Origin of the sequence: Ligilactobacillus sp. UO.C109 (assembly GCF_026847815.1) — a bacterium.
GTDB classification, from domain to species: Bacteria; Bacillota; Bacilli; order Lactobacillales; family Lactobacillaceae; genus Ligilactobacillus; species Ligilactobacillus salivarius.
This window is the reverse complement of the sequence record NZ_JAPSFH010000003.1, coordinates 62,539-85,170: the sequence shown is the minus strand read 5'-3', so window position 1 is coordinate 85,170 and position 22,632 is coordinate 62,539. Positions and strand designations below refer to the sequence as shown.

The window sequence follows — 22,632 nt, the reverse complement described above, 5'->3', positions numbered from 1 at the left end:
GGTACCAGTTTTATTTATTATGATAAATATAAAATTACATTGCAACTATAAGTGTTTTAAAACAAAAAAAGCTGAATTTAATTCAGCCATTAAGTCTTTACTTGTCTGTCAAATATATCTTTCTTAAATCTGAAACTTCTTGTTCATTCAACTTCAATTCTGTATGCAAATAATTATTTATCCCACCAAAGTTATCTTTCATCAACTGCAAAGCATGATTTAAATAAGCTTCATTAACTTCAAATAGTGCCTTGATATTCGCGGACATCACTGGACCCATTCCACTTACATCAGCTATTTTCTTTGCTCGAACAGTTTCTGTATAAATGTTAGATGCTAAGTAATCTTGATGGATTATTTTACTATCTACACCTAGTGCAGTTAACAAATAAACAGCTCCCATACCAGTTCTATCTTTACCAGCTGTACAATGGAACAATAGAGCTTCATTTTCTTTATCATTAGCTAACAATAAATCGAAGAATTGGCGATATGCTTTTTTAGCTCCATCTGTAAGTACAATATCTTTATATGCTTTCAACATATCCTCAAAACCAGCATTTTTAATCTTGCTGTAGGTCTTATATCTAGTCTCTTGATCTTTCTTAGTACTACGAGTCTCATCCTCTGAAAAAACTGGATTAAAATGATAATGAACATTATTGCTAATCCGATCAGGTTCAACTTCCTTTTCAGATATTGAACGAAAATCTACGTCATATCTAAGACCATAGTCATCTAAATAGTTAACATCTCGTTCAGACAAATATGCCAAATTAGCAGAACGCAGAATTTTATGCTTTTTAATCTTACGTCCATCTAATGTTTTATAACTGCCTAAATCACGAAAATTAAATCCATGTTTTATATCTAGTAATAGTGGTTTTTGTTCCATATAATCCCTCCATGGAGTGTGGCTTTAAATATGATTTTAACAAAAAATAAGCCTATTACCAAATATAAGTTATTATATCCAGTTTCGTTTTTCAGCTAAATTTACAGCTTCTAAGCGCGAACGTGTTCCTGTCTTACTGAGAATAGAGGAGATATAATTTCTAATAGTACCTTCAGACAAGAAAAATTTTTGTGCCAATTCTTTAGTTGAAGCACAAGTTTTTAAAGCTGCCAGAATTTCTTGCTCGCGATCTGTTAGGGGATTATCAACAGTGTTCAAAACACTAGTAACAAGTTTAGGATCAAATACTGTATCACCATTCATTATCGTTTTTATTGCATTAACCAAAGAATCACTTGGACTATCTTTTAATAAATATCCATTAACCCTTGCAGCAAGGGCGTCTTTAAAATATTTGCTACGTGCAAATGTAGTTAAAATTATGATTTTTATATCTAATTTCATTAGGCGAAGTTGCTTGGCAATTTCTAGCCCAGAAAGTCCTGGCATTTCAATATCCAGAATAGCAACATCTGGCTTTAGCGTAATAACTTTTTCCAATGCTGCCTGACCATCTGTTTCAGTTCCAACTACTGAAAAATCATCTTCTAAATCAAGTAACATCGCCAAAGCACTATTTAACATTTGCTGATCTTCAGCCAAAAATATACTGACCATTCTTAATCACCCTTTACAATAGGAATACTTATGTCTATTTTAGCACCATTGTCATTATCAAAATTAACATTACCATCTAGATAATCAATTCTCTTTTTTATCCCAGATAAACCAAATGAATTTTTATAAGATATATTTTTATCAAAACCAATCCCATTATCATGCACAGTTATTAAATATTGATTTTTCTTCTGACTAAAAGTAACACTAAAGAGATTCCCATGACTGTAACGAATAGCATTAGTAACCAACTCAGTAATAATTTGACTTATTGTATTTTGAATATCCTTATTCCAATCTACTGTAATCTCTTCGTTTTTTGTATGTAGCATTATACCAGATTTATCCAGATTAGATTGTTGTATATCCAAAGTTTGTAGTATTGTAGAGTGTTTCATATCTGCTACAATTTCTCTAACCAAGTCTAAATTTTGACGAGAAGCCGCTGCAATGTCTTTTAATTGTTGTTTAGCCAATGCTGGATCTTTCTCTAATAACTTCTCAGCTAATTCAGCTTTTAGAGCTAACATGGAAAAGGATTGCCCCAAATTATCATGTAATTGTTGAGCTATTCTGTCACGTTCACTATGTCTAGCTATTAATTCTAAACGATTATTTTGTTTTCCTAAACGATAACTCTTTGACAAAGAATTTGAAGCTGGAATTGTTCCAAAAATGAATAAATAATTGATAATAGCCGCTGGTACATCTCCCACTGCCATATTAGGTAATGGATAAGCTAGATATAAACTTATCGTAGATAAAACATAATAAGGAACAATCACTAATTTTGCGTTTTTCATATTAATACTAAAAGTTCCAATAATGAAGCCCGTATAAATATATAAAAATGGATATCTTGCAAAGAAAGAGAGTGTAGCTGCCAAAATTAATTGACAAAAAATATTAATAACTACTCCTTTATCTCTGGCTAAAAAACAATCTCTATAAACTTTGACAAAAATAATTAGTAAAATTAACGTTATATTACGCATAATAGTGGGCAATGTAAGTAACACACTTACTGCTGGAAATAACCATAGTAACCAGAAATAAGGGGCTAGTCCTACGTAACTTGGAAATAATACGTGCTTTTTCAAAAACTTCTTCATCAGTTTTTTCAATCCTTTTTTGAAGTAAATATATAACTAATTTCTAGAGCTAAGACTAACACAACAAACCAAATTATTAAACCTATAAGCGAATTATAGTTGATGCTATTCCCATGTAAAATGTTATTAGATAAATTCGAAATGTAGTATGTTGGTGTTACTTTACCAATTTTTTGTAACCATTGTGGGAGTACACCAAGCGGCCACCATAAGCCACTACAAATTGCCATAGGAAAAACTAAAATATTGGCTAAAGCATTGATAACATTACTATCTTTAAATGATGAAATCAAAATACCTAATAAAACAAGAGGCAAGCTCATAATAGGAATTAGAATTAATAAAAGTATCCAAACCTTTGTCGGTAATGTGAGATTATTAACTAAAATACCGGCTAAACCAATTCCTATAAGACAAAGTAAGTTTAATACTTCAAAAATAATGACCATTTCAATATAATACATAAATTTAGGAAAAGGGCTTAAATCTATAAATAGTGTAAATTTACGGTCTATATCGGAACTTAGTGTATGTGCGACTGTCATAATAGATCCAAGTAGAATTCCGTAAATAGCCATACTTACTAAATAATCTACCTTCCATTGCATTGTATTACTATATTGTGGTAAGGCTTTTGTAAAAAGTAAATAGAACGTCAAAGGCATTGCTAAATCAAACATGAAGAATGCTGGGTTTCTTAGGATTATGCGTTTAAAATCAATTTCAAGTTGATATAAAAAATTGGTCATGATTATTCCTCGTTTCTAATTAAAGAGTCCATTAATGTGTCTAAATTTTGTTGTCTAATTTCTAAATTATCAATTGCTGATAAATAGGGGACTAACTGAGTTATTAAGCTATTAACATCACTTGTAATAAGTGTATAATGGTGGTTCAATTCACTTACTCTAAGTACAGCTGGTAATTTATTAAAAATATCTTTTATCAACTCACTATTGAAGGTTACTTGAACCTTTTTTAACTGTTTTCCCATCTCAGTTAAACTACCATCAAAAATAATTCTTTGATTATGCAGAAAAATAAACCTATTAGCAACTTTTTCTAATTCTTCTAGATAATGACTAGTAATTAAAAATGTTTTCCCTTGTTTCTTTAACTCATCGATACGCTCCCAAAATTTAGTGCGACTTTCTGCATCCATTCCTACAGTAGGTTCGTCTAAGAAAATTAGATCTGGATTTCCGGCTAAAGTAAGAGCGAACTGTAGCTTTCTTTTTTGACCTCCAGATAATTTATCCATAGGGTGGTTTATATAATTTTGTAACTCTGATAAAGCTAATATTGCTTGATAAGACATAGGATTACGATAATATGTTCTAGTTAATTTAATTATTTCTTTCACTGTTATTCGATCTAAAGAGATATTTTCTTGCATCATTACTCCAATTAAATTTCTATCAAATTTTTCTTTCTCAAAAATCTTACTTTGCCCACTATCTTGTTGAATTAACTTCGTAATAATATTGATCAAAGTAGATTTTCCAGCACCATTTTTACCGATTAAGGCAACAATTTCTCCAGATTGAATTGAAAAATTAATATCATTTAAAACAACTTTATTTTTATATTTTTTATTGATATTTTTTACTTCAAGTGCGGTGGTCATAATTTATCATCCTTCCCTATATTACATCTTCAATATAAACAAAATCAGTTAAGGTTAGTAGAATTGAAAGTCATTACTCTTCATGACAATTGTCATAAGAACTATTAAGATGCATGGGATTAATACTATTAAGTAAATAATTAGAATAATTTTGAAAATACTTACTATTCATGGTGCCGGAACTATACTAATTGTTGTATAATTTAGGTATGCGATGTTTGAAAGGGGTATAATTAATGAACCAAGATGAATTAAAGCAATTAGTAGGTACAAAGGCAGTTGAATGGATTAAAGATGGCATGATTGTCGGTCTAGGAACAGGTTCAACTGTTAAATACATGGTTGATGCACTTGGAAAACGTGTAAACGAAGAAGGTCTAGACATTGTTGGTGTTACAACTTCTATTAGAACAGCTGAACAAGCTAAGTCTTTGGGTATTGTTATTAAAGATATTGATGAAGTTGATCATATTGATTTAACAATCGATGGTGCTGACGAAATTTCTTCTGACTTCCAAGGAATTAAAGGTGGCGGTGCAGCTTTACTATACGAAAAGATTGTTGCAACTAAATCTAATAAGAATATGTGGATTGTCGATGAAAGTAAAATGGTCGATGATCTAGGACAATTTCCATTACCAGTTGAAGTTATCCCTTATGGTAGTGGTACTGTCTTTAAACGTTTTGAAGAAAAAGGATTAAATCCAGAATTTAGAAAAAATGAAGATGGCAGTTTACTTCATACAGACTCTGATAACTATATTATCGATCTTCACTTAGGTAAAATTGAAAATCCTAAAGAACTTGGAGATTACCTAATTAATCAAGTAGGAGTTGTCGAACACGGATTATTCTTAGACATCGTAAATACTGTTATTGTTGGGCGTCAAGATGGCCCTGAGGTTCTTGAAGCCAGATAATTCGAGGTGAATTTATATGAAAATAGCTCCTTCTATTCTTAGCGCTGATATGTTAAATCTAGGTGCTGATGTACAAAAAGTAGAAGATGCCGGTGCTGAATATCTCCATATTGATATTATGGATGGAAATTTTGTTCCTAATCTATCTTTTGGTGCTAATGTAGTTAAAGCATTAAGACCACAAAGCAAAATGGTTTTTGACGTTCATTTGATGGTGAATAACCCTGAAAATTGGGTAGAAGACTTCATAAAAGCCGGTGCAGACATTGTAGGTGTTCATTATGAAGCTACACCACACATTCATCGTGCATTAGATTTAATCAAGAAAAACAATGCTAAAGCTGAAGTAGTAATTAATCCAGGAACACCAGTTAGTGCAATTGAAAGTGTTCTATCAATTGTTGATCAAGTACTTGTTATGACAGTTGATCCTGGATTTGGTGGACAAAAATTCATACCAGAAACATTAGAAAAGATTCGCCAACTACATCAAATAAAAGAAGAACGAAATCTTAACTTTGATATAGAAGTTGATGGTGGAATTAACGAAGAAACTGTTAAACTATGTCGAGAAGCTGGCGCAACAGTTGCAGTTGCCGGGTCATATGTTTTTAATTCTGGTAATGAAACTCATGCTGAAAGAATAAATAAATTACGTAATTAATATATAGAAGATACTACTGTGATTAGTGGTATCTTCTATTTTTATATATTGATGAAAGCGTGGGGGAAAATGACTATACATGATTCGAATGTTCGGGAAAAATTACTTCAATTAGGAAGTCAAAAACGGTACAATTTTACAGCTGAATATGCAAGGTGTGGTTACAAAGTTACATATAGGCGTGGATTAGATAGAGATAAATTAGCTCCAACAATTATGTTCAAAAATGTTAAGATAAATAACAATCTAGTTACAGATCATCTGTGGTTCAACTACACAAAAGGCTTTGCTGAGCTAGGAAAATTAGTTGTTGGGGATGTTATTAGTTTTAATGCAAGAGTTGCTAGCTACGAGAAATTAGGACATAAAATAGATTATAAATTAGAACGCCCAACAAAAGTTAAATTGGTTTCCTATAAAAGCGTTAAAGATGCTTTGCCTATACCCAACACTACAAAAGGTAAAAATGAGTTGTTGGGATACATTATGCTAGAGAATAAAAAATTTTATCAAGAAAATAATCGTTCATATTACCCATGGTATGTTGAAAAGTATAAAAAATTCTTAGATCAAAGATCTTCTAACACTGTTTAATAATAGATACACTTTAAAGTCTCCAATTTACTATAAAGATTAGGGGGCTTTTTTGTCATGATTAATCCTTAATTCATCTTTCTAAAAAATGTAAGTTTTTCATAAAGATGGATAAAGAGAAAACCAAACAGTGTAATATAATCTCATTATAGCTTTATTGATTAATTTTGATGTTTATCAAAAATCATATTTTTTCAGAAAGTTAAAATAACTTTTTATTTTATTGGAAATTAATTTCCTAATTTTGATTTTAATAATCTGTCTACGATCTGTTGTTTTTAAAGGCAAATTTGTATTATATAACTGATTCCATTCAATAATCCTTTATCAAAACAATTATATTAACATACCAATCCTTATATTATATGGATATTCAACTTTTTAAATAAGTAAAAACAATTATTTACTTATATTTTCAATTTTACCCTTGCTTTTATTCGTAAATAAGAGTAGAGTTATACTTGTAAGTTAGGGAAAGCATTTACATTTATTAAGGTGGTAATTATATATGAATAAAATTATTATTAGCAAGTTAAACAATGACGAAAATAAGATTGAATGGCGTATTTCTAACAGTGAAACTGGACATTACTTAAATATTTCAATTTCCCGTGCATTAGAAGATGCTATGAAGAAAAAGCGTAATTTATCCTTTAACCGCTTTGAATCTGAACAAATTAACAATTTGTCTCACTTAGTTACAAACATTCAAGAAGACTATGTTCTTAATATTGATGAATCCAATATTAGTTCTAGTTATTTACCATTAAGGGGTATCGACGCATTATCATATATGAAAACCGTCGAATAAGTGATTATAAGCATTAAATTAAGTTGTTATTTTAATACTTATCTTGGATATACTTAAGTATTCTTAATTGATTAAAGATTTGGCTGTCAACAATCTCTATTTTAATGATAGAGATTGTTTTTTTGTTAAATATTTTACAGTTGCATTGTTTTTGGCTAATTAAATATTTAAATTCTCTTATTATTCCTTTGTATTCTTGCTATCTCTACTTTTTAGGTTTATATTAATTCTAGTTATTTTTCGAAAGGAATGGTTACATGTATTACAATGCAGCTCTAGTTTTAGAAGGTGGTGCAATGCGTGGCCTCTATACTTCTGGCGTTCTAGATACCTTTTTGGAACATGATATTCAATTTGATTGTGTTATTGGAGTTTCTGCAGGGTCTCTAAATGGTGCTAATTTCGTTTCAAAACAATATCAAAGAACTTATAATGTAAATGTTAAATACCGTAAAGATCATGACTATATCTCTTTAGCACGCCCTTTTAAGCATGAAAGTATTATTAACTTAGATTTCTTATTTGATGATCATGGATTAGATTGGCATAATTTCGATAATAAAGCTTATTTAAAGTCTGAAACTGATTTTATTGTTGTAGCTACTTCTCTAGAAAGCGGAAAAGCTGTGACGCTACGTAATCCCCAACCTGGCCAAGACTTAATTGATGCTTTAGAAGCTTCTTCATCTATGCCTTTCATCTCAAAGCCACATAATACTTCTAAAGGACTTTGTCTAGATGGTGGTATTGCTAACTCTATCCCTTTTGATATCGCTCAAAAAATGGGTTTTCAAAAAATTGTAGTTGTTCGTACTCGTCCACGTGATTATCGCAAAAAGCCTACTAGTTTTGCTTTAAAACGCCTCTACAGTAATAGCTTCAAGGAATACCCAGAATTCGTTAAAACGGCTATCAGACGCCCTGAAATGTATAATCATTCTGTTGAAGTTTTAAATAAACTTGAACACAACGACGAAATTTTTTGTTTAGCACCCAAGGATCCAGTTAAAGTTGGTAGGCTTGAACACAATACTAAAAAGATGACTGAACTCTATAATATAGGTAGAAATGATGCTGAAAGTAATCTTGAAGCAATGCTTAACTATCTTCAAAAAAGTGAACCCCTATATGACTAAAAATACATTTTAAAACCAAAAAACATGGTATCTACTTAGCAAAACTAAGCGATACCATGTTTTTATTTTATATTTGCCAATTTAGCTAGCTTGGTTGTTGATCCAAAGTATTAATGCCTGGATACCAATCTTTATATCCTTGATATCTATCTACTTCTAGCAGTTTTTCAGCATTTTTTACTCTTTCTGGCGTAGGAGGCTCAACACCTTCAAGACGATATCTGATACCCATTTCATGATACTTATGAACGCCCATTGTATGATAAGGTAATACTTCAAATTTTTCGACATTATGAAGATTTTCCTTAACATACTCGCCCAATTGTCTCAAGTATTCATCATTATCCGTGATGCCTGGGATAAGGACATGACGAATCCAAACAGGTTTCCCTATGCTAGAAAGATATTCGCACATATCCAAAATATTATCATTTGGGAATCCGGTTAATCTCTTATGTTCGTCCGAATTAATATGCTTGATATCAACTAATAGAATGTCGGTATAGTCCATTAACTCATTGAACTTACTAAACCAAGGTTCTCTTCTTGTAAATGGCTGTCCACAAGTGTCCAAACAAGTGCTAATACCTTCTTCCTTGCACATCTTGAATAACTCTAGTGCAAAATCTATTTGCAATAGAATTTCACCACCTGATAAAGTTATTCCACCTTTGTCGCCCCAAAAGCTACGATAAGGAAGTGCCTTATTTAGAACTTCTTCAGTCGTCATTTGTGAACCTACCCTTGTTTTCCAAGTGTCCGGATTGTGACAGAATTTACACCTCATATGGCAACCTTGCATAAAAGCGACAAAACGTATACCTGGTCCATCGACAGCCCCAAAAGTTTCCAAAGAATGTACATAGCCTACGACATGACCGTCTTTAGTTGGAACTGGATTCAATAAAGGATTAGCACTCATTCTCTCCACCTACTCTCTTCTAAATATTACATTGAAGTATGGAAGGTTCTTGCAATAACGTCATCTTGTTGTTCTTTAGTTAGATCAGCAAAGTATACACAGTAACCTGAAACACGAATTGTTAATGTTGGATACTTCTCTGGATGTGCTTGAGCATCTAATAAAGTATCTCTATTGAATACATTAATATTCAAATGATGACCATCTTTTCTCATATAGCCTCCGATCATGTTTACTAATGTATCTTCTTGCATCTTTTCATCATGACCCAATGTTGTTGGTGTTACAGCAAATGTATTAGAAATACCATCTGTAGCATACTTGTATGGTAATTTAGCAACAGATAATAATGATGCTAAAGCACCTGTTGTATCTGCTCCGTATGCTGGGTTAGCACCTGGTGCAAATGGTTCACCCTTTTGACGACCATTTGGAGTAGTACCTGTGTTCTTACCATAAACAACATTTGAAGTAATTGTAAGAACGGATGTTGTTAACTTAGCTCCACGATATAGATGATGCTTGCTCATCTTAGTAAATAGTTCCTTAACAAGCCATGCAGCAATATCGTCAACACGATCATCATCGTTACCATAACGAGGGAAGTCATGATCTGCTTTAAAGTCAACAGCAATACCATCTTCGTCACGAATTACTTTAACATGTCCGTACTTGATAGCTGAAATTGAGTCAGCAGCAACAGACAATCCAGAAATACCTGTAGCAAAGCTACGATCTACTAATGTATCTTTCAATGCCATTTGTGCTGATTCATAGTAATACTTGTCATGCATGTAATGAATTGTGTTCAAAGCATTTACATAAATATCAGCAATCCATTCCATCATGTCATCGAATTTCTTCATGAATTCATCGTAGTCAATGTATTCTGAGCTAATTGGTTCGTATGCAGGACCTACTTGTTGTTTTGTAAGTTCATCCTTACCACCATTGATAGCATACAATACAGCCTTAGCTAGATTTGCACGAGCTCCGAAGAATTGCATACCATTTGCAATTGGTTGTGCAGATACACAGCAAGCAATGCCATAGTAGTCTGTTCCCCATGTCTTCATCATTAAGTCATCGTTTTCGTATTGAATTGTAGAACTTGCAATAGATACACTTGCAGCATAGTGCTTAAATGATTCAGGCAAACGATCAGACCAAAGTAATGTGATATTTGGTTCTGGTGCGGCACCCATATTATGCAATGTATTTAAGAAACGATATGATGTCTTAGTTACATGGTGACGTCCATCTAAGCCCATACCAGCAATTGATAATGTTGCCCAGATAGGGTTACCTGAGAATAGTGAGTTGTAAGCTGGTGTACGAATGAAGCATACCATTCTCAATTTCATTGTGAATTGGTCAATTAATTCTTGTGCTTCTTTTTCAGTTAAAATACCACGCTTCATATCACGTTCAATGTAAATATCGATGAATGAATCGATACGACCAATAGACATAGCAGCACCATTTTGTTGTTTAATAGATGCTAAATATCCAAAGTATAACCATTGAATTGCTTCTTTAGCTGTTGTAGCTGGTTTGGAAATGTCATAGCCATAAGACTCAGCCATAATCTTCATATCATTTAAGGCTTTGATTTGATCAGAAATCTCTTCACGCATCTGGATTATGTCGTTAGTCATCTCACCATCGCCACAATTTTCCAAATCTTTTTTCTTTTCTTCGATTAAACGATCAATACCATACAATGCAACACGTGGGAAGTCACCAATCAAACGGCCACGACCATATGCATCTGGTAGTCCAGTGATAATCTTGTTGTGGCGAGCTTTCATGATTTCGCTTGTGTATGCATCAAATACACCTTGGTTATGTGTCTTAGATAGATTTTCAAATACGAAGTCTGTTTCTGGATCAATCTTAAATCCATAAGCTTCCAAGGCACCTTTAGCCATTCTGATACCACCATATGGCATAAGTGCACGTTTCATAGGTTTATCTGTTTGTAAACCAACAATCTTTTCTAATGACTTGTCTAAATAACCTGGTTTATGAGATGTAATTGTTGATACTACTTTTGTATCAGCTTCAAGAGGTCCACCATGTGCACGTTCTTTTAATTTTAAGTCGATTAATTTATCGTTTAACTTCGTTGTAGCTTCGGTTGGTCCTTCAAGGAAAGATTGATCTCCATCATATGGAGTGAAGTTATCTTGAATAAATTCACGAATATCAATTTCTTCTTTCCATTCTTTTCCTCTAAATCCTTCCCAAGCATCTTTTACATCAACGTTTTGCATTTGAGTCTTTTCAACCATGCTCAAAGCCTCCTTTGTGATTTTTAAGAAAACGTTTTCTACACTGTTAATACTACACCTTAGTTAAATTAAATTCAATGAAAAATCGTTCACAATGTTTTTTATTTTCAAAAAATCTTATAAACGCTATCATTTATTTTAATCATTATAAATGTTAATATGACAATGCTTTTGACAACAGTTTATAAACTTTAAAAATGTGATTTATGTATCAAAATATAAATTTCATTAATTTTATTTTAGAATTTCTTAAAATTACAAAAAAAGACCCTATACCCAATAAAATTTAGGTATAGGACCTTTAAAAGTATCTATACTGACGCCCCTAAAATAAAGGTAACTAACGTCGTTAACAATCCAGTTATAACATTTCGTAAAATTGTTTTGCTAGTTGAAACCTCAGAGTTGTGTGTACAAACTACTGCATTAATTGATAATGAGGCAATCATCGCAATTAATGTAAATACCACGCGATGTTCTGGTCTTGCTAGAATCATCGTCAATAATGGAATCATTGCCCCGATTATAAATGAGCAGAAAGAACTGGCTGCAGCATGAAACGGCATTAAGATATCATTCTTTTGCAATTTTATCGGACAATTTTCACAGTCTTCATTTTCCAACTGACTTTGTCTTTCCATTGTTTTTTCTTGAATATCTCTTTGGGTACTTACAGATATCCATTCTCCACCAGCCATTGAACAAGCTCCAGCTAGCATGCCAGACAAACCACTGATTAAAAGGGTCTTACTATTAAGATTAGCCCCTGCAGCACCTAACACGATTCCAGATACTGAAATAATCCCATCATTGGCACCTAAAATACTAGCCCTTATAACATTTAAGCTATCCCAAAAAAAATTAGTCTTAACTTTCAATACATACGTAACTTTCAATTTGTACACTTCCTCACGAAATATAAAAATAATACCGTTTTTATATACATATTTAAATTATATAAACCGCTTTCATTACGATTAAATTATACATCATATGAGTAATTAGTACTAATTTAGCAAAATTTATAATTATATACATGTTTCACAATAATATAAAAAAGCATACTTAAAAAGCATGCTTTTTTATAATTAACCTACACTACCATCCATTTGATATTCAATCAATCTATTCAATTCGACTGCATATTCCATTGGTAGTTCTTTAGTAAATGGTTCAACAAATCCCATAATAATCATTTCAGTAGCCTTTTCTTCAGAAATACCTCTACTCATCAAATAGTAAAGCTGATCTTCAGAAATTTTAGAAACTTTAGCTTCATGTTCCATTGAAACATTACTATTTAATACTTCATTAAATGGAATTGTATCACTTGAAGACTCATCATCCATAATGATAGTATCACATTCAACGTGCGCAAACGAACCATCACTATCTCTATTAAACCTTACATACCCACGATAGTCAGCAATTCCTCCATCTTTACAGAGAGATTTTGATACAGTTGACGAATATGTATTCTTAGCATTATGAATCATTCTTGCACCAGTATCAGAGTCAATACCTTTGCCCGCAAATGCAATAGATAACATATTTCCATGTGCACCTTCACCATCTAAATAGATACTTGGATATTTCATAGTTACTTTAGAACCAAGGTTACCGTCTACCCATTCCATAGTAGCATTTTCCAAAGCTCTAGCACGTTTTGTTTCCAAACTATATACGTTGTTGGACCAGTTTTGGATTGTTGTATAACGGCAATAAGCATCCTTCAAAACATTTACTTCAACAACTGCCGCATGTAAGGAATCTTGTGAATAATTAGGAGCAGTACAACCTTCTACATAGTTAACACTAGCACCTTCATCGACAATGATTAGTGTTCTTTCAAATTGTCCTGAATTTCCGGCATTAATTCGGAAGTAACTTTGAATAGGTGTTTCAACTTTCACTCCCTTAGGCACATAAATAAATGTTCCTCCAGACCAAACAGCAGTATTAAGCGCGGCCATCTTATTATCATCTGCTGGTATTAACTTTCCAAAATATTTCTTTACTAATTCCGGATATTCTTGAACTGCAGAATCTGTATCCATAAATATGATACCTTTTTTGGCAAAATCTTCTTTCATATTATGGTAAACAACTTCTGATTCATATTGAGCAGAAGAACCTGCTAAATACTTGCGTTCAGCTTCTGGTACGCCTAAGCGATCAAAGGTATCTTTAATTTCTTGTGGAACATCTTCCCATTTTCTAGCTACTGTATCAGTATCACGTCTAAAATAATTAATATGATCTAAATCCAATTCTGACAAATCTGGTCCAAAATTAGCCATCTTCAAAGTCTTGTACTTTTCATAAGCAGCCAATCTAATATCCAACATCCATTCAGGTTCATTTTTAGCTTTAGAAATATTTCTTACAACTTCTTCACTAAGACCTTCACCAGTTGTATATATTGGTTCAATATCATCTTTAAAGCCATATTTATATTGGCCACCAATGTCTTTTATATCTTCACTAATCATTCTTTTCACCCTTTCCTTCATACTTCTCAATAAGTTGATAAATTGCCTTCCATGATAACATTGCGCATTTAATTCGAGCTGGGAATTGTTTAACCCCTTCTAAAATTATTGCCTCACCTAAAACTTTTCTATCAGGTTTTACTTCTTTTGTAATCATATCGGAAAATGACAATACCATGTTTTTTATTGTATCGAAGTCTTTATTTAATACTTCATTTGTCATAATACTTGCGGATGATTGAGAAATTGTGCAACCATAGCCATCAAAAGCAATATCTTTTATCTTATTATCCTCAATTAATGCAGTTAAGGTAATAACATCGCCACAAGTCGGATTTCTCAATTCAACTTCAACACTTTTATTTTCTAACTTACCTTTATGTCGTGGATGGTTAGCTTCTTCTAAAATTGCTTGTCGATATAAATTATTTAAATTACTCATATTTGGAAAAATTCCTCTACTTTCTTTAGAGAATCTACTAATTTGTCGATTTCTCCATAAGTATTATAAAAATAGAAACTTGCTCTCAAAGTAGCACTCACACCTAACCAATCCATAAGTGGTTGTGCACAATGGTGACCAGCTCTAACTGCAATTCCATCAGCATCTAAAAAAGTTGCTACATCGTGGGGATGAATACCTTTCAAATTAAAGGATACTACTCCACATCTTTGATCAGGATCTTTGGGACCATAAATTTCAATAGTCTTAATATTAGTTAACTTTTCAAGTGCATACTTTTGTAAGTCCTCATCGTTTCGAGCCACATTTTCCATTCCGATTTCTTCTAAATAATCAATCGCTGCACCAAGACCTAGTACACCTTCAATATTTTGCGTTCCACCTTCAAAGTTCCAAGGAATCTCTTTGAATGTTGATTTTTCAGTTGTTACACTGTCAATCATTTCTCCGCCATATTCTAAAGGATGCATTTTTTCTAAGAGTTCATACTTTCCCCAGAGAACACCAATTCCAGTAGGTCCTAACATCTTATGGCCAGAAAATACATAAAAGTCTGCTTCTAAATCTTGTATATCTACTGGTAAATGTGGTACAGATTGAGCACCATCAACTACTAAAATTGCATTACTTTGATGAACAATAGCTGCAATTTCTTTAATTGGATTAATTGTTCCTAAAACGTTAGAAACATGAGTAACTGCTACAATCTTTGTTTTATCAGTAACCTTTTGCTTTAAATCGTCTAAATCAAGTTTACCTTCTTCAGTTAAAGTTACATACTTTACCTTTAGATTCTTTTCTTGTGCAATTGCTTGCCATGGAACAATGTTACTGTGATGCTCCATATAGGTGGTAACAATTTCATCGCCTTCATGTAAGTTATATCTAACATAACCTTGTGCTATCCAGTTCAAACTTTGAGTTGTTCCCTTGGTAAAAAGTACTTCCTCATCGCGATAAGCATTAATAAAATTTGCCACTTTATGTCTTACATTTTCATATTTATCAGTTGTTTCGACTGCTAAATTGTAAACACCGCGATGAATATTACTATTGTATTTATTATAGTAGTCAGCAATTTCGTCAATTACTTGCTTAGGCTTTTGCGAAGTAGCTGCACTATCTAAGTAAGTTAAAGGCTGATCGTTCATTTTAGTTTCTAAAAGAGGAAAATCTTTCCTTAAATCACTAGTTTTCTTCATCATAACTTACCTTTCTTTCAATCAATTCACTAAACTCATTGCGAATTTCTTTCAAAGGTATTTCATCTAAAACAGGAGCTAGGAAACCTCTAATTACTAATTTTTCAGCTAAACGTTTTTGTAAGCCACGACTCATTAAGTAATATAATTGTTCAGGATTTACACGACCAATACTTGCCGCATGTCCTGCAGTAACATCATTATCATCAATTAGCAAAATTGGATTAGCATCCCCTCTAGCTTGTGGAGATAACATTAAAATACGACTTTCTTGTTGTGCATCAGAGCCTTTACTTCTCTTCATTACATGTCCGATGCCGTTGAAAGTTAATTCGGATTCATCTAAAGCAACACCATGTTGTAAGATATGACCGATTGTATTCTTTCCAATATTTGTAACTCGTGTATCAATTCCTTGAATTTGATCACTTGTTGAAATACCTACGACTTTTAATTCAGCATGAGAGCCATCGCCAACTAAATCAGAATCAAAATCACCGATTGTTAAACCAGAATTCATCATACCCATTGCCCAGTCAATCTTGGAATCTCTTTGTAAGTATCCACGACGATTCATATAAGCAGTTGTGTTCTTACTTAAATTATCGACACTAGCAAAGTGAATTCGACTTCCATCACCAGCGATAACTTCAACCACGATGTTAGCTGTATTTTTCTTATCACCATCTGTTTTTAAACGTTCCACATAAGATAGTGAACTATTTGCTTCTGTAACAATTAGTACATGGTGAACATAATCTTCCTCAACTCGTGAATTTTGAATATATTCGCATGTTAATGGTGTTTCTAAGTCTACATTTTTAGGTACATAAACCAAAACTCCACTTTGAAGATTTGCTACATGTTCTGCTAACAAGCGATTATCGTCCATTTTTAATCCTTTTTCCATAAAGTATTTCTTCATAATGTCTTCATGATTAATCAAAGCATCTTCAAAGTCTTCGACAATTGCACCCTTATCAAGAAATTCTGATGGTAACTTAATTTGTGCCTTATTACTAGCATATTGATAGACATCAGCGTTAGTATCAAATTTAGGTTGATCATCAATTACACTCGTCCCATCAACATTTATATCCCAGTCATGATACTTAATTTTTTGGAAACTAGGCAATTTAGTAGTTTCAATTAATTGTTTAGCTTCATTTCGCTTAGCTCTAAACCATTCGGGCTCTTTTCGAAGTTCAATCAATTCATCTATGGATAATTGTTTCATTGTACAAGCCCCCTAAGCATTTTCATCAACTAATTTAATATCTAGTCCAAGTTCATCACGAAGTTTTGCGTATCCTTCTTTTTCCAAACGAATTGCCAAATCTGGGCCACCAGTTTTGACAAGTTGGCCATCCATCATAACATGTACATAATCTGGAACGATGTAGTTCAGGAGTCTTTGATAGTGAGTAATAATCAAAGATCCAAAATTATCGCCACGCATTTGGTTGACACCACGAGAAACGACTTTAAGTGCATCAATATCTAGTCCAGAGTCAATTTCATCTAATATTGCGAATTCGGGTCTGATCATCATCATCTGCATAATTTCATTACGTTTCTTTTCACCACCAGAAAAGCCTTCGTTTAAATATCTATCAGCCATTTCTTCAGACATATCCAATGTTTCTAATGTTTCATCTAAACGTTTGATGAAATCCATTAAAGGAATCGGATCATCTTTGGGACGACGAGCATTGATCGCACTCTTAACAAATTCTGCATTAGTTACTCCTGGAATTTCTTGTGGATATTGCATTGCTAAAAATAGTCCCATTCTAGCACGTTCATCAACTGGTAAATCAATGATACTTTTACCATTCAATAAAATATCTCCCTTTGTAATCTTGTAAGCAGGATCTCCCATAATAGTTGAAGAAAGTGTTGATTTCCCAGTACCATTCGGACCCATAATTGCATGAATTTCACCAGTCGACATCTTTAAATTAACGCCCTTTAAAATTTCCTTTCCTTCAACAGTTACATGTAAATCTTTAACTTCTAATACTGACATTTAAATCACCACTATAAAATAGTTACCTTTCCTGGAATTTTCTTATCAATAACATTATAAGACAAATTACTTAACTTAACGATTGGATTTAAGTATTTTTACAATATATTCCCTTAAATTTATTTGTAATTAAGTAATAATCTTTATAATAAGTTTACAAATATAGAATAACGCTTACATACAACATAATCAATACTCTTATACAAATTATTTAGCACAACTTAAAAACTCGCCTAGAAATTCATTCTAGACGAGTTCTTACCTATTTAATATAAGCGTATTTGTAATTCCATTGTGTACCTGCAGTATTTTGAATAATACCCTTCACTTTTGTATTTTGCATATAAGATGTTGTTTGTTGATATAGAGGCGTTACACCTTGATCAGCATTAAAGATTCGAGCTGCTTTTACTAAATCTTCCCAACGCTTATTAACATCATTGGCATCTTCATTTTGCGCTTTTTCAATTAAAGCATCATATTCTTTATTAGAATATTTTCCATAATTGTACGAAGTTCCTGTAACTGGAATTTGCATGAATGTGATTGGATCTTTGAAGTCTCCACCCCAACCTGATACATAAATATCATAGTTACCTTTGCGAGCTTTAGATAATGCACTATTTCCAGGAATGTTTTGTACAGAAATCTTAATTCCCGGTAGTACCTTTGTGTATTGTGATTGTAAATATTGAGTTAAGGCATCATTATTAGCCATTTCATTAGAAGCTAGAATTGTGAAATTCAAATTCTTTTCACCAATTTCTTGTAATCCTTTTTTCCAATATTCCTTAGCTAATTTTTCATTATAATCAACCGTATTATCTACTTTCTGTTCTTCTGCGAAATCTTTACCTGTGCTTGGATTAGAAGCTAAATCGGATGCTACAAATCCAGTTGGTACATTAGATCCATCGCCGAAAACTTTCTTTGTAAGTGTCTTTCTGTCGATCGCCAATGATAAAGCTAATCTAATATTCTTATTATTTAGTGCCTTACGATTTACTTCATTAGAATCATTAAAGTTATAGTCTAAATATGCAACGTAAGAATAAGAGTATTGCTTGAATTCTGGCTTGTTATGTAGATTCTTAACTTGCTCACTAGATAATGGTGTTAAATCCAACTTACCTTGTTGGAATAATTGATAACCTGTATTGGTATTTTTAACTACTTGATAGTTAATCTTTTGTAGTTTTACTACTTTTTTATCCCAATATTGATTATTCTTTACAAATGACCATTTATCCGAAGTACCATTCCAATCTTTAACTTTAAATGGTCCTGAATACACCATGTATTTAGAATTAGTTCCATATTTCTTACCATACTTTTGTACTACTTTTTCATTTTGTGGTCCAAATAATGGATATGTCATTAAGACTTTAAAATATGATATAGGTCTATCTAATGTAATAACAACCTTGTTATCACCTTCAGCCTTTATTCCTAACTTATCAGCTGACATTTTACCCTCATTAATAGCTTGAGCATTCTTTACATCATAGAACAAATAAGCATATGGCGAAGCTGTCTTAGGATCAATTGTTCTTCTCCAGGAATATACAAAATCTTGAGCAGTAATCTTATCACCGTTACTCCACTTTGCATCTCTCAAAGTAAAAGTCCATGTTTTACCATCTTGTGAAACCTGACCACTCTTAGCTAGTCCAGGGGTTACTTTACCATCTTTACCTAGTCGATAAAAGCTTTCAAAAACATTTCCTGTTTGACCATAACCAGTAGACTTAGAAATATCAATAGTATCTAATGGTCCAGTTGTACTTAAATTTAAAACTTGTTTAGAATTTTCACTAGTAGATTTTCCACATGCAACTAACAAAACTGCGGTTAAACTTATAAATATTCCAGTAATAATTGCTTTAATTCTTTTCATCTTTATTTTCTCCTTTATGTAAGATGTGTTTTTAATCTATAAACAGTTCATCATCCATCCTTCCAGATAAACAAAAAGGACTTGCAACTCCAAAAAATTAGAATCGCAAGTCCAGTTATTATTATCTCATATAATCTAACTGATTAAATTAATCTGCATCGGTACCGATAATAAATATATACAGTTTAATCCAATCTTGGAAGTGTGAATCTAATTTTCTGCATGCCAAAATCCATGTTGCCTACTGAACAACATGTTACCAAACAACAACATTGTGTATTAATAAATTTTGACATAATATTCACACTCCTCTCATTTCATTAACCAAATCATATAACTTTACTATACTTTTGTCAATAAAATTTAATCATACTTGCAAAATATTCTTTTAGTAAAAAATAACATTCCCGTTAACAACGCGAATGTCTACATTTTTAATAATTGATAAATAATTATATTCTACTAAATTTCATTTTTATTTTTCTCCCCAGAATTGTCAATCCAATTACAAGTAACGAAACTGGGAAAAGAGTAATTGGGAAAAATAAACTTATAAAGATACCTGCTAACCATTCTTTTTCAAGGAGAGTGATAGCTATAGACACACTAACAACTAAGACAACAAATAAACTATCTATTTGTGGAAAAAGTTGTGCCATTCCAAATCCTTGTAGAAAAGCTGCAAATGTTACTGGAAAAATGTCCCCTCCAGTCCATCCTGTCCATAAACATAAATCTAAGAACAATAACTTTATAAGAGATAAAATAAATAATATTACAACAGGTGTACTCATACCGAGTTTAGCAACAGTATGTAAACTATGTTGACCCGAAAATAGTAACGTTGGAATAAATAGTTTCATTAAGAAAATAACCATTGCACCTATACAAATTTTAAATGGTAAAGAGATCTTCAAATGATCTAAATTTATAAAAATTACTTTTTTTAACCAACTATAGCTTTTACCAAAAACAAATCCATACAAACAAAGAGGTAAAAATACTAATAAATCTACCATAGACCAATTAGTTTTTCCTAACTTAGTCACAAATGATGGCTGATCAGTTAATCTCATCATTAACCAAAAGGCAAGTAAGCCATTCGCAATTAATAAGTTTCGCCAAGTTTTTCCAATCTTCTTTTGATTAATTGAATAAGATAACAAATAATGACTAGGATGAAAAATATACTTTATCCACTTTATAGGATTAGATTTTTCCAACTGGTTCCAATTTGCTTCTAAATATCTAAGTTTATCTGCCTGCCAAATAGAGTAAGCAATAACTGCTCCCAATAAAGGAGCCTCAGGACCAACTCCAGCTCCTGAAATTAAAATCACTAAAGCTAGCAGCAAACTATGCCATGTCTTTCTATATGATGCTGTTCCTTTAGCTTTAAATTCGTGTAATAATTCATGACTAGTCTTAGGTAAATTACCCCATTTAATCTTTAAAAAAATAACCACGCTACATAAAATAGTTAATACTAGTAACGAATACACAAAATTTACATGCAACCATTGAGAAACTGATTCCCACAAAATATGACTTAGTATCTTTTCAGTCATAATAAATGCATAGGAAATCAAAGCAAGCACACTACTATACATTAAACCTAGCAAAACTAAAAAAAATTTTTTTCTTTCAAACATCCTTACCAACAATCACCCACTTGATACAATTTTTAAAAAATTTTTATTTCAATTTTAAATTTAAGTCTCTTTACCTATATTATCTTTTAAAAGATTACCATATTAAATGCTTCTAGGCTAGAACTATTGTAGAGTATGTATGAAATTCTTAATTATCGTAAATTATTTCTTATAAAAAATAAAAAAACAACATCCCCGTCAACAACGAGGATGTCTTCGATTGTGGTATGTAGAACCTTACTGAGAATGACTAAGTTATCCAAACTAGGTAATGATCTACCAGATAACCATTTATAAATGGATTGTGGATTCTCAAATCCCATAACTGATTGAATGTCACGTACACTGTACCCATTGTTTTTGAATAAACTTTTTAGGTTAGCACCAGTTTTTTCTGAATTTATCGAAATATACATTGGCTTCATGTAATCACCTCAATTTAATTATACATACCTCTAACACTTTATACCAAAAATAGCCAACGCAAAATTTGCATTGACTAAAAATTATGTAAACCGACACGTATTGGCTTACGTGGGATACTCTTGTATCTGGACTTATTAGACTACTGAATCAGACTAGCACATCATGGCTAGCAACTTCCACGACCTAGTCCGCATTTCAAGTTCAGGGCATAGACCTTTTCCTATCCAATTTTCACCAAACATGTGCAATGTTCCAGTTAATGTAATATTGTCGATTTTGGCTACTCAAACCTTACTCGTCAGTTATAGTTGCGTTACTACAACTTCACGACACGAATTCTTAATTGATATTCTTCTTTGGTTCCTAAGGTAATCAGCCTTAATTAACTGAAGATGGCATATTGCGAATCCCTGACGGCAAGTGTCTTAGTTTCAGATATGAGTCCCCTTGCTTCTCTCTACACAACTTTTTTTCGTTGCTCCCAATTAGTACTACCTAAGTGGAAATTAGAAAAAATAAACGTATCCGTATATTTCGTCATAGTAGTTATTAAGAGACGTATGGCTAGGCGGCTTGTCACACCTTATCCACTAGCTTCATCGGTACACTTATATACTAACAAAGCTTAGGTCATTAAACTATAAACTATTAGGTTAATTTTTGCGATTTCGACATAGGACCAATTTCTTAATTTATGCAAAATAAACTTTGATATCGCTTTATTTGCATAAATTTTAGAATTTCTCCTATATCTATATTTGATATATTTAATAATTCATCATTTAAAAAGACACCAGATTTCTCTAGTGTCTTCATCA

The 22,632-nt window shown here is 32.2% G+C and carries 21 protein-coding genes; 5 read left to right on the top strand and 16 right to left on the bottom strand.

What is annotated here, in order from left to right:
* Positions 1 to 97: 97 nt before the first annotated feature.
* The 5 genes from OZJ21_RS00480 to OZJ21_RS00460 form a co-directional block, all read right to left on the bottom strand.
* Positions 98 to 895 (bottom strand): tyrosine-protein phosphatase, encoded by a 798-nt coding sequence (locus OZJ21_RS00480; protein WP_003706768.1) that lies wholly within the window; start codon positions 893 to 895, stop codon positions 98 to 100.
* Between the two features lie 72 nt (positions 896 to 967).
* Positions 968 to 1,573, bottom strand: coding sequence for a response regulator transcription factor (locus OZJ21_RS00475; RefSeq protein ID WP_003699094.1), 606 nt, complete (start codon positions 1,571 to 1,573; stop codon positions 968 to 970).
* 2 nt (positions 1,574 to 1,575) lie between these two features.
* Entirely contained in the window at positions 1,576 to 2,685 is a 1,110-nt protein-coding gene (locus OZJ21_RS00470) for a sensor histidine kinase (protein ID WP_268857247.1), read from the bottom strand.
* A gap of 8 nt (positions 2,686 to 2,693) precedes the next feature.
* The gene (locus OZJ21_RS00465; RefSeq protein ID WP_003708766.1) at positions 2,694 to 3,434 is read right to left on the bottom strand and encodes an ABC transporter permease; all 741 of its coding nucleotides are present in this window, start codon (positions 3,432 to 3,434) and stop codon (positions 2,694 to 2,696) included.
* Between the two features lie 2 nt (positions 3,435 to 3,436).
* The gene (locus OZJ21_RS00460; RefSeq protein ID WP_003708768.1) at positions 3,437 to 4,312 is read right to left on the bottom strand and encodes an ABC transporter ATP-binding protein; all 876 of its coding nucleotides are present in this window, start codon (positions 4,310 to 4,312) and stop codon (positions 3,437 to 3,439) included.
* A 236-nt stretch (positions 4,313 to 4,548) separates the two neighbouring features.
* Between OZJ21_RS00460 and rpiA the strand changes: the two genes are divergently transcribed.
* The 5 genes from rpiA (at position 4,549) to OZJ21_RS00435 (ending at position 8,437) form a co-directional block, all read left to right on the top strand.
* Positions 4,549 to 5,232: a ribose-5-phosphate isomerase RpiA gene (gene rpiA, locus OZJ21_RS00455; protein ID WP_003706781.1), complete on the top strand. Its 684-nt coding sequence runs from the start codon at positions 4,549 to 4,551 to the stop codon at positions 5,230 to 5,232.
* A 16-nt stretch (positions 5,233 to 5,248) separates the two neighbouring features.
* Positions 5,249 to 5,896: a ribulose-phosphate 3-epimerase gene (gene rpe / locus OZJ21_RS00450; RefSeq protein WP_011476680.1), complete on the top strand. Its 648-nt coding sequence runs from the start codon at positions 5,249 to 5,251 to the stop codon at positions 5,894 to 5,896.
* 69 nt (positions 5,897 to 5,965) lie between these two features.
* Positions 5,966 to 6,490 (top strand): hypothetical protein, encoded by a 525-nt coding sequence (locus OZJ21_RS00445; RefSeq protein ID WP_268857246.1) that lies wholly within the window; start codon positions 5,966 to 5,968, stop codon positions 6,488 to 6,490.
* Positions 6,491 to 6,998: 508 nt separating this feature from the next.
* Positions 6,999 to 7,301, top strand: coding sequence for a hypothetical protein (locus OZJ21_RS00440; protein ID WP_003699490.1), 303 nt, complete (start codon positions 6,999 to 7,001; stop codon positions 7,299 to 7,301).
* Positions 7,302 to 7,558: 257 nt separating this feature from the next.
* Positions 7,559 to 8,437, top strand: coding sequence for a patatin-like phospholipase family protein (locus OZJ21_RS00435; RefSeq protein WP_003708476.1), 879 nt, complete (start codon positions 7,559 to 7,561; stop codon positions 8,435 to 8,437).
* Positions 8,438 to 8,522: 85 nt separating this feature from the next.
* Here OZJ21_RS00435 and pflA read toward each other — a convergent pair whose 3' ends face one another.
* The 11 genes from pflA to OZJ21_RS00380 all read right to left on the bottom strand — a co-directional run bounded on the left by pflA (position 8,523) and on the right by OZJ21_RS00380 (position 21,804).
* Positions 8,523 to 9,359 carry a pyruvate formate-lyase-activating protein gene (pflA, locus tag OZJ21_RS00430; RefSeq protein ID WP_268857245.1) on the bottom strand — a complete coding sequence of 279 codons (837 nt, stop codon included), beginning with the start codon at positions 9,357 to 9,359 and terminating at the stop codon, positions 8,523 to 8,525.
* 26 nt (positions 9,360 to 9,385) lie between these two features.
* Complete coding sequence (gene pflB / locus OZJ21_RS00425; RefSeq protein WP_094372021.1) at positions 9,386 to 11,653, bottom strand: formate C-acetyltransferase; 2,268 nt, start codon at positions 11,651 to 11,653, stop codon at positions 9,386 to 9,388.
* Positions 11,654 to 11,964: 311 nt separating this feature from the next.
* Entirely contained in the window at positions 11,965 to 12,549 is a 585-nt protein-coding gene (locus tag OZJ21_RS00420) for a VIT1/CCC1 transporter family protein (RefSeq protein ID WP_003706788.1), read from the bottom strand.
* 192 nt (positions 12,550 to 12,741) lie between these two features.
* On the bottom strand, positions 12,742 to 14,145 hold the full coding sequence (gene sufB, locus OZJ21_RS00415; protein WP_003702990.1) for a Fe-S cluster assembly protein SufB: 1,404 nt from the start codon (positions 14,143 to 14,145) through the stop codon (positions 12,742 to 12,744).
* Positions 14,138 to 14,587: a Fe-S cluster assembly sulfur transfer protein SufU gene (gene sufU / locus OZJ21_RS00410; protein WP_003706789.1), complete on the bottom strand. Its 450-nt coding sequence runs from the start codon at positions 14,585 to 14,587 to the stop codon at positions 14,138 to 14,140. The genes sufB and sufU overlap by 8 nt, the downstream gene beginning before the upstream one ends.
* A complete protein-coding gene (locus tag OZJ21_RS00405; protein WP_268857244.1) occupies positions 14,584 to 15,810 on the bottom strand; it encodes an aminotransferase class V-fold PLP-dependent enzyme in 1,227 nt (408 codons plus the stop codon). Before OZJ21_RS00405 ends, sufU begins: the two co-directional genes overlap by 4 nt.
* Positions 15,797 to 17,047 (bottom strand): Fe-S cluster assembly protein SufD, encoded by a 1,251-nt coding sequence (gene sufD, locus OZJ21_RS00400; protein ID WP_268857243.1) that lies wholly within the window; start codon positions 17,045 to 17,047, stop codon positions 15,797 to 15,799. The genes OZJ21_RS00405 and sufD overlap by 14 nt, the downstream gene beginning before the upstream one ends.
* A gap of 12 nt (positions 17,048 to 17,059) precedes the next feature.
* Positions 17,060 to 17,839 carry a Fe-S cluster assembly ATPase SufC gene (sufC, locus tag OZJ21_RS00395; RefSeq protein WP_003702968.1) on the bottom strand — a complete coding sequence of 260 codons (780 nt, stop codon included), beginning with the start codon at positions 17,837 to 17,839 and terminating at the stop codon, positions 17,060 to 17,062.
* A gap of 262 nt (positions 17,840 to 18,101) precedes the next feature.
* A complete protein-coding gene (locus OZJ21_RS00390) occupies positions 18,102 to 19,736 on the bottom strand; it encodes a peptide ABC transporter substrate-binding protein (protein WP_268857242.1) in 1,635 nt (544 codons plus the stop codon).
* 452 nt (positions 19,737 to 20,188) lie between these two features.
* Positions 20,189 to 21,346 (bottom strand): chloride channel protein, encoded by a 1,158-nt coding sequence (locus OZJ21_RS00385; RefSeq protein ID WP_003699473.1) that lies wholly within the window; start codon positions 21,344 to 21,346, stop codon positions 20,189 to 20,191.
* 194 nt (positions 21,347 to 21,540) lie between these two features.
* Positions 21,541 to 21,804 carry a helix-turn-helix domain-containing protein gene (locus OZJ21_RS00380; RefSeq protein ID WP_225357520.1) on the bottom strand — a complete coding sequence of 88 codons (264 nt, stop codon included), beginning with the start codon at positions 21,802 to 21,804 and terminating at the stop codon, positions 21,541 to 21,543.
* Between the last annotated feature and the right edge of the window lie 828 nt (positions 21,805 to 22,632).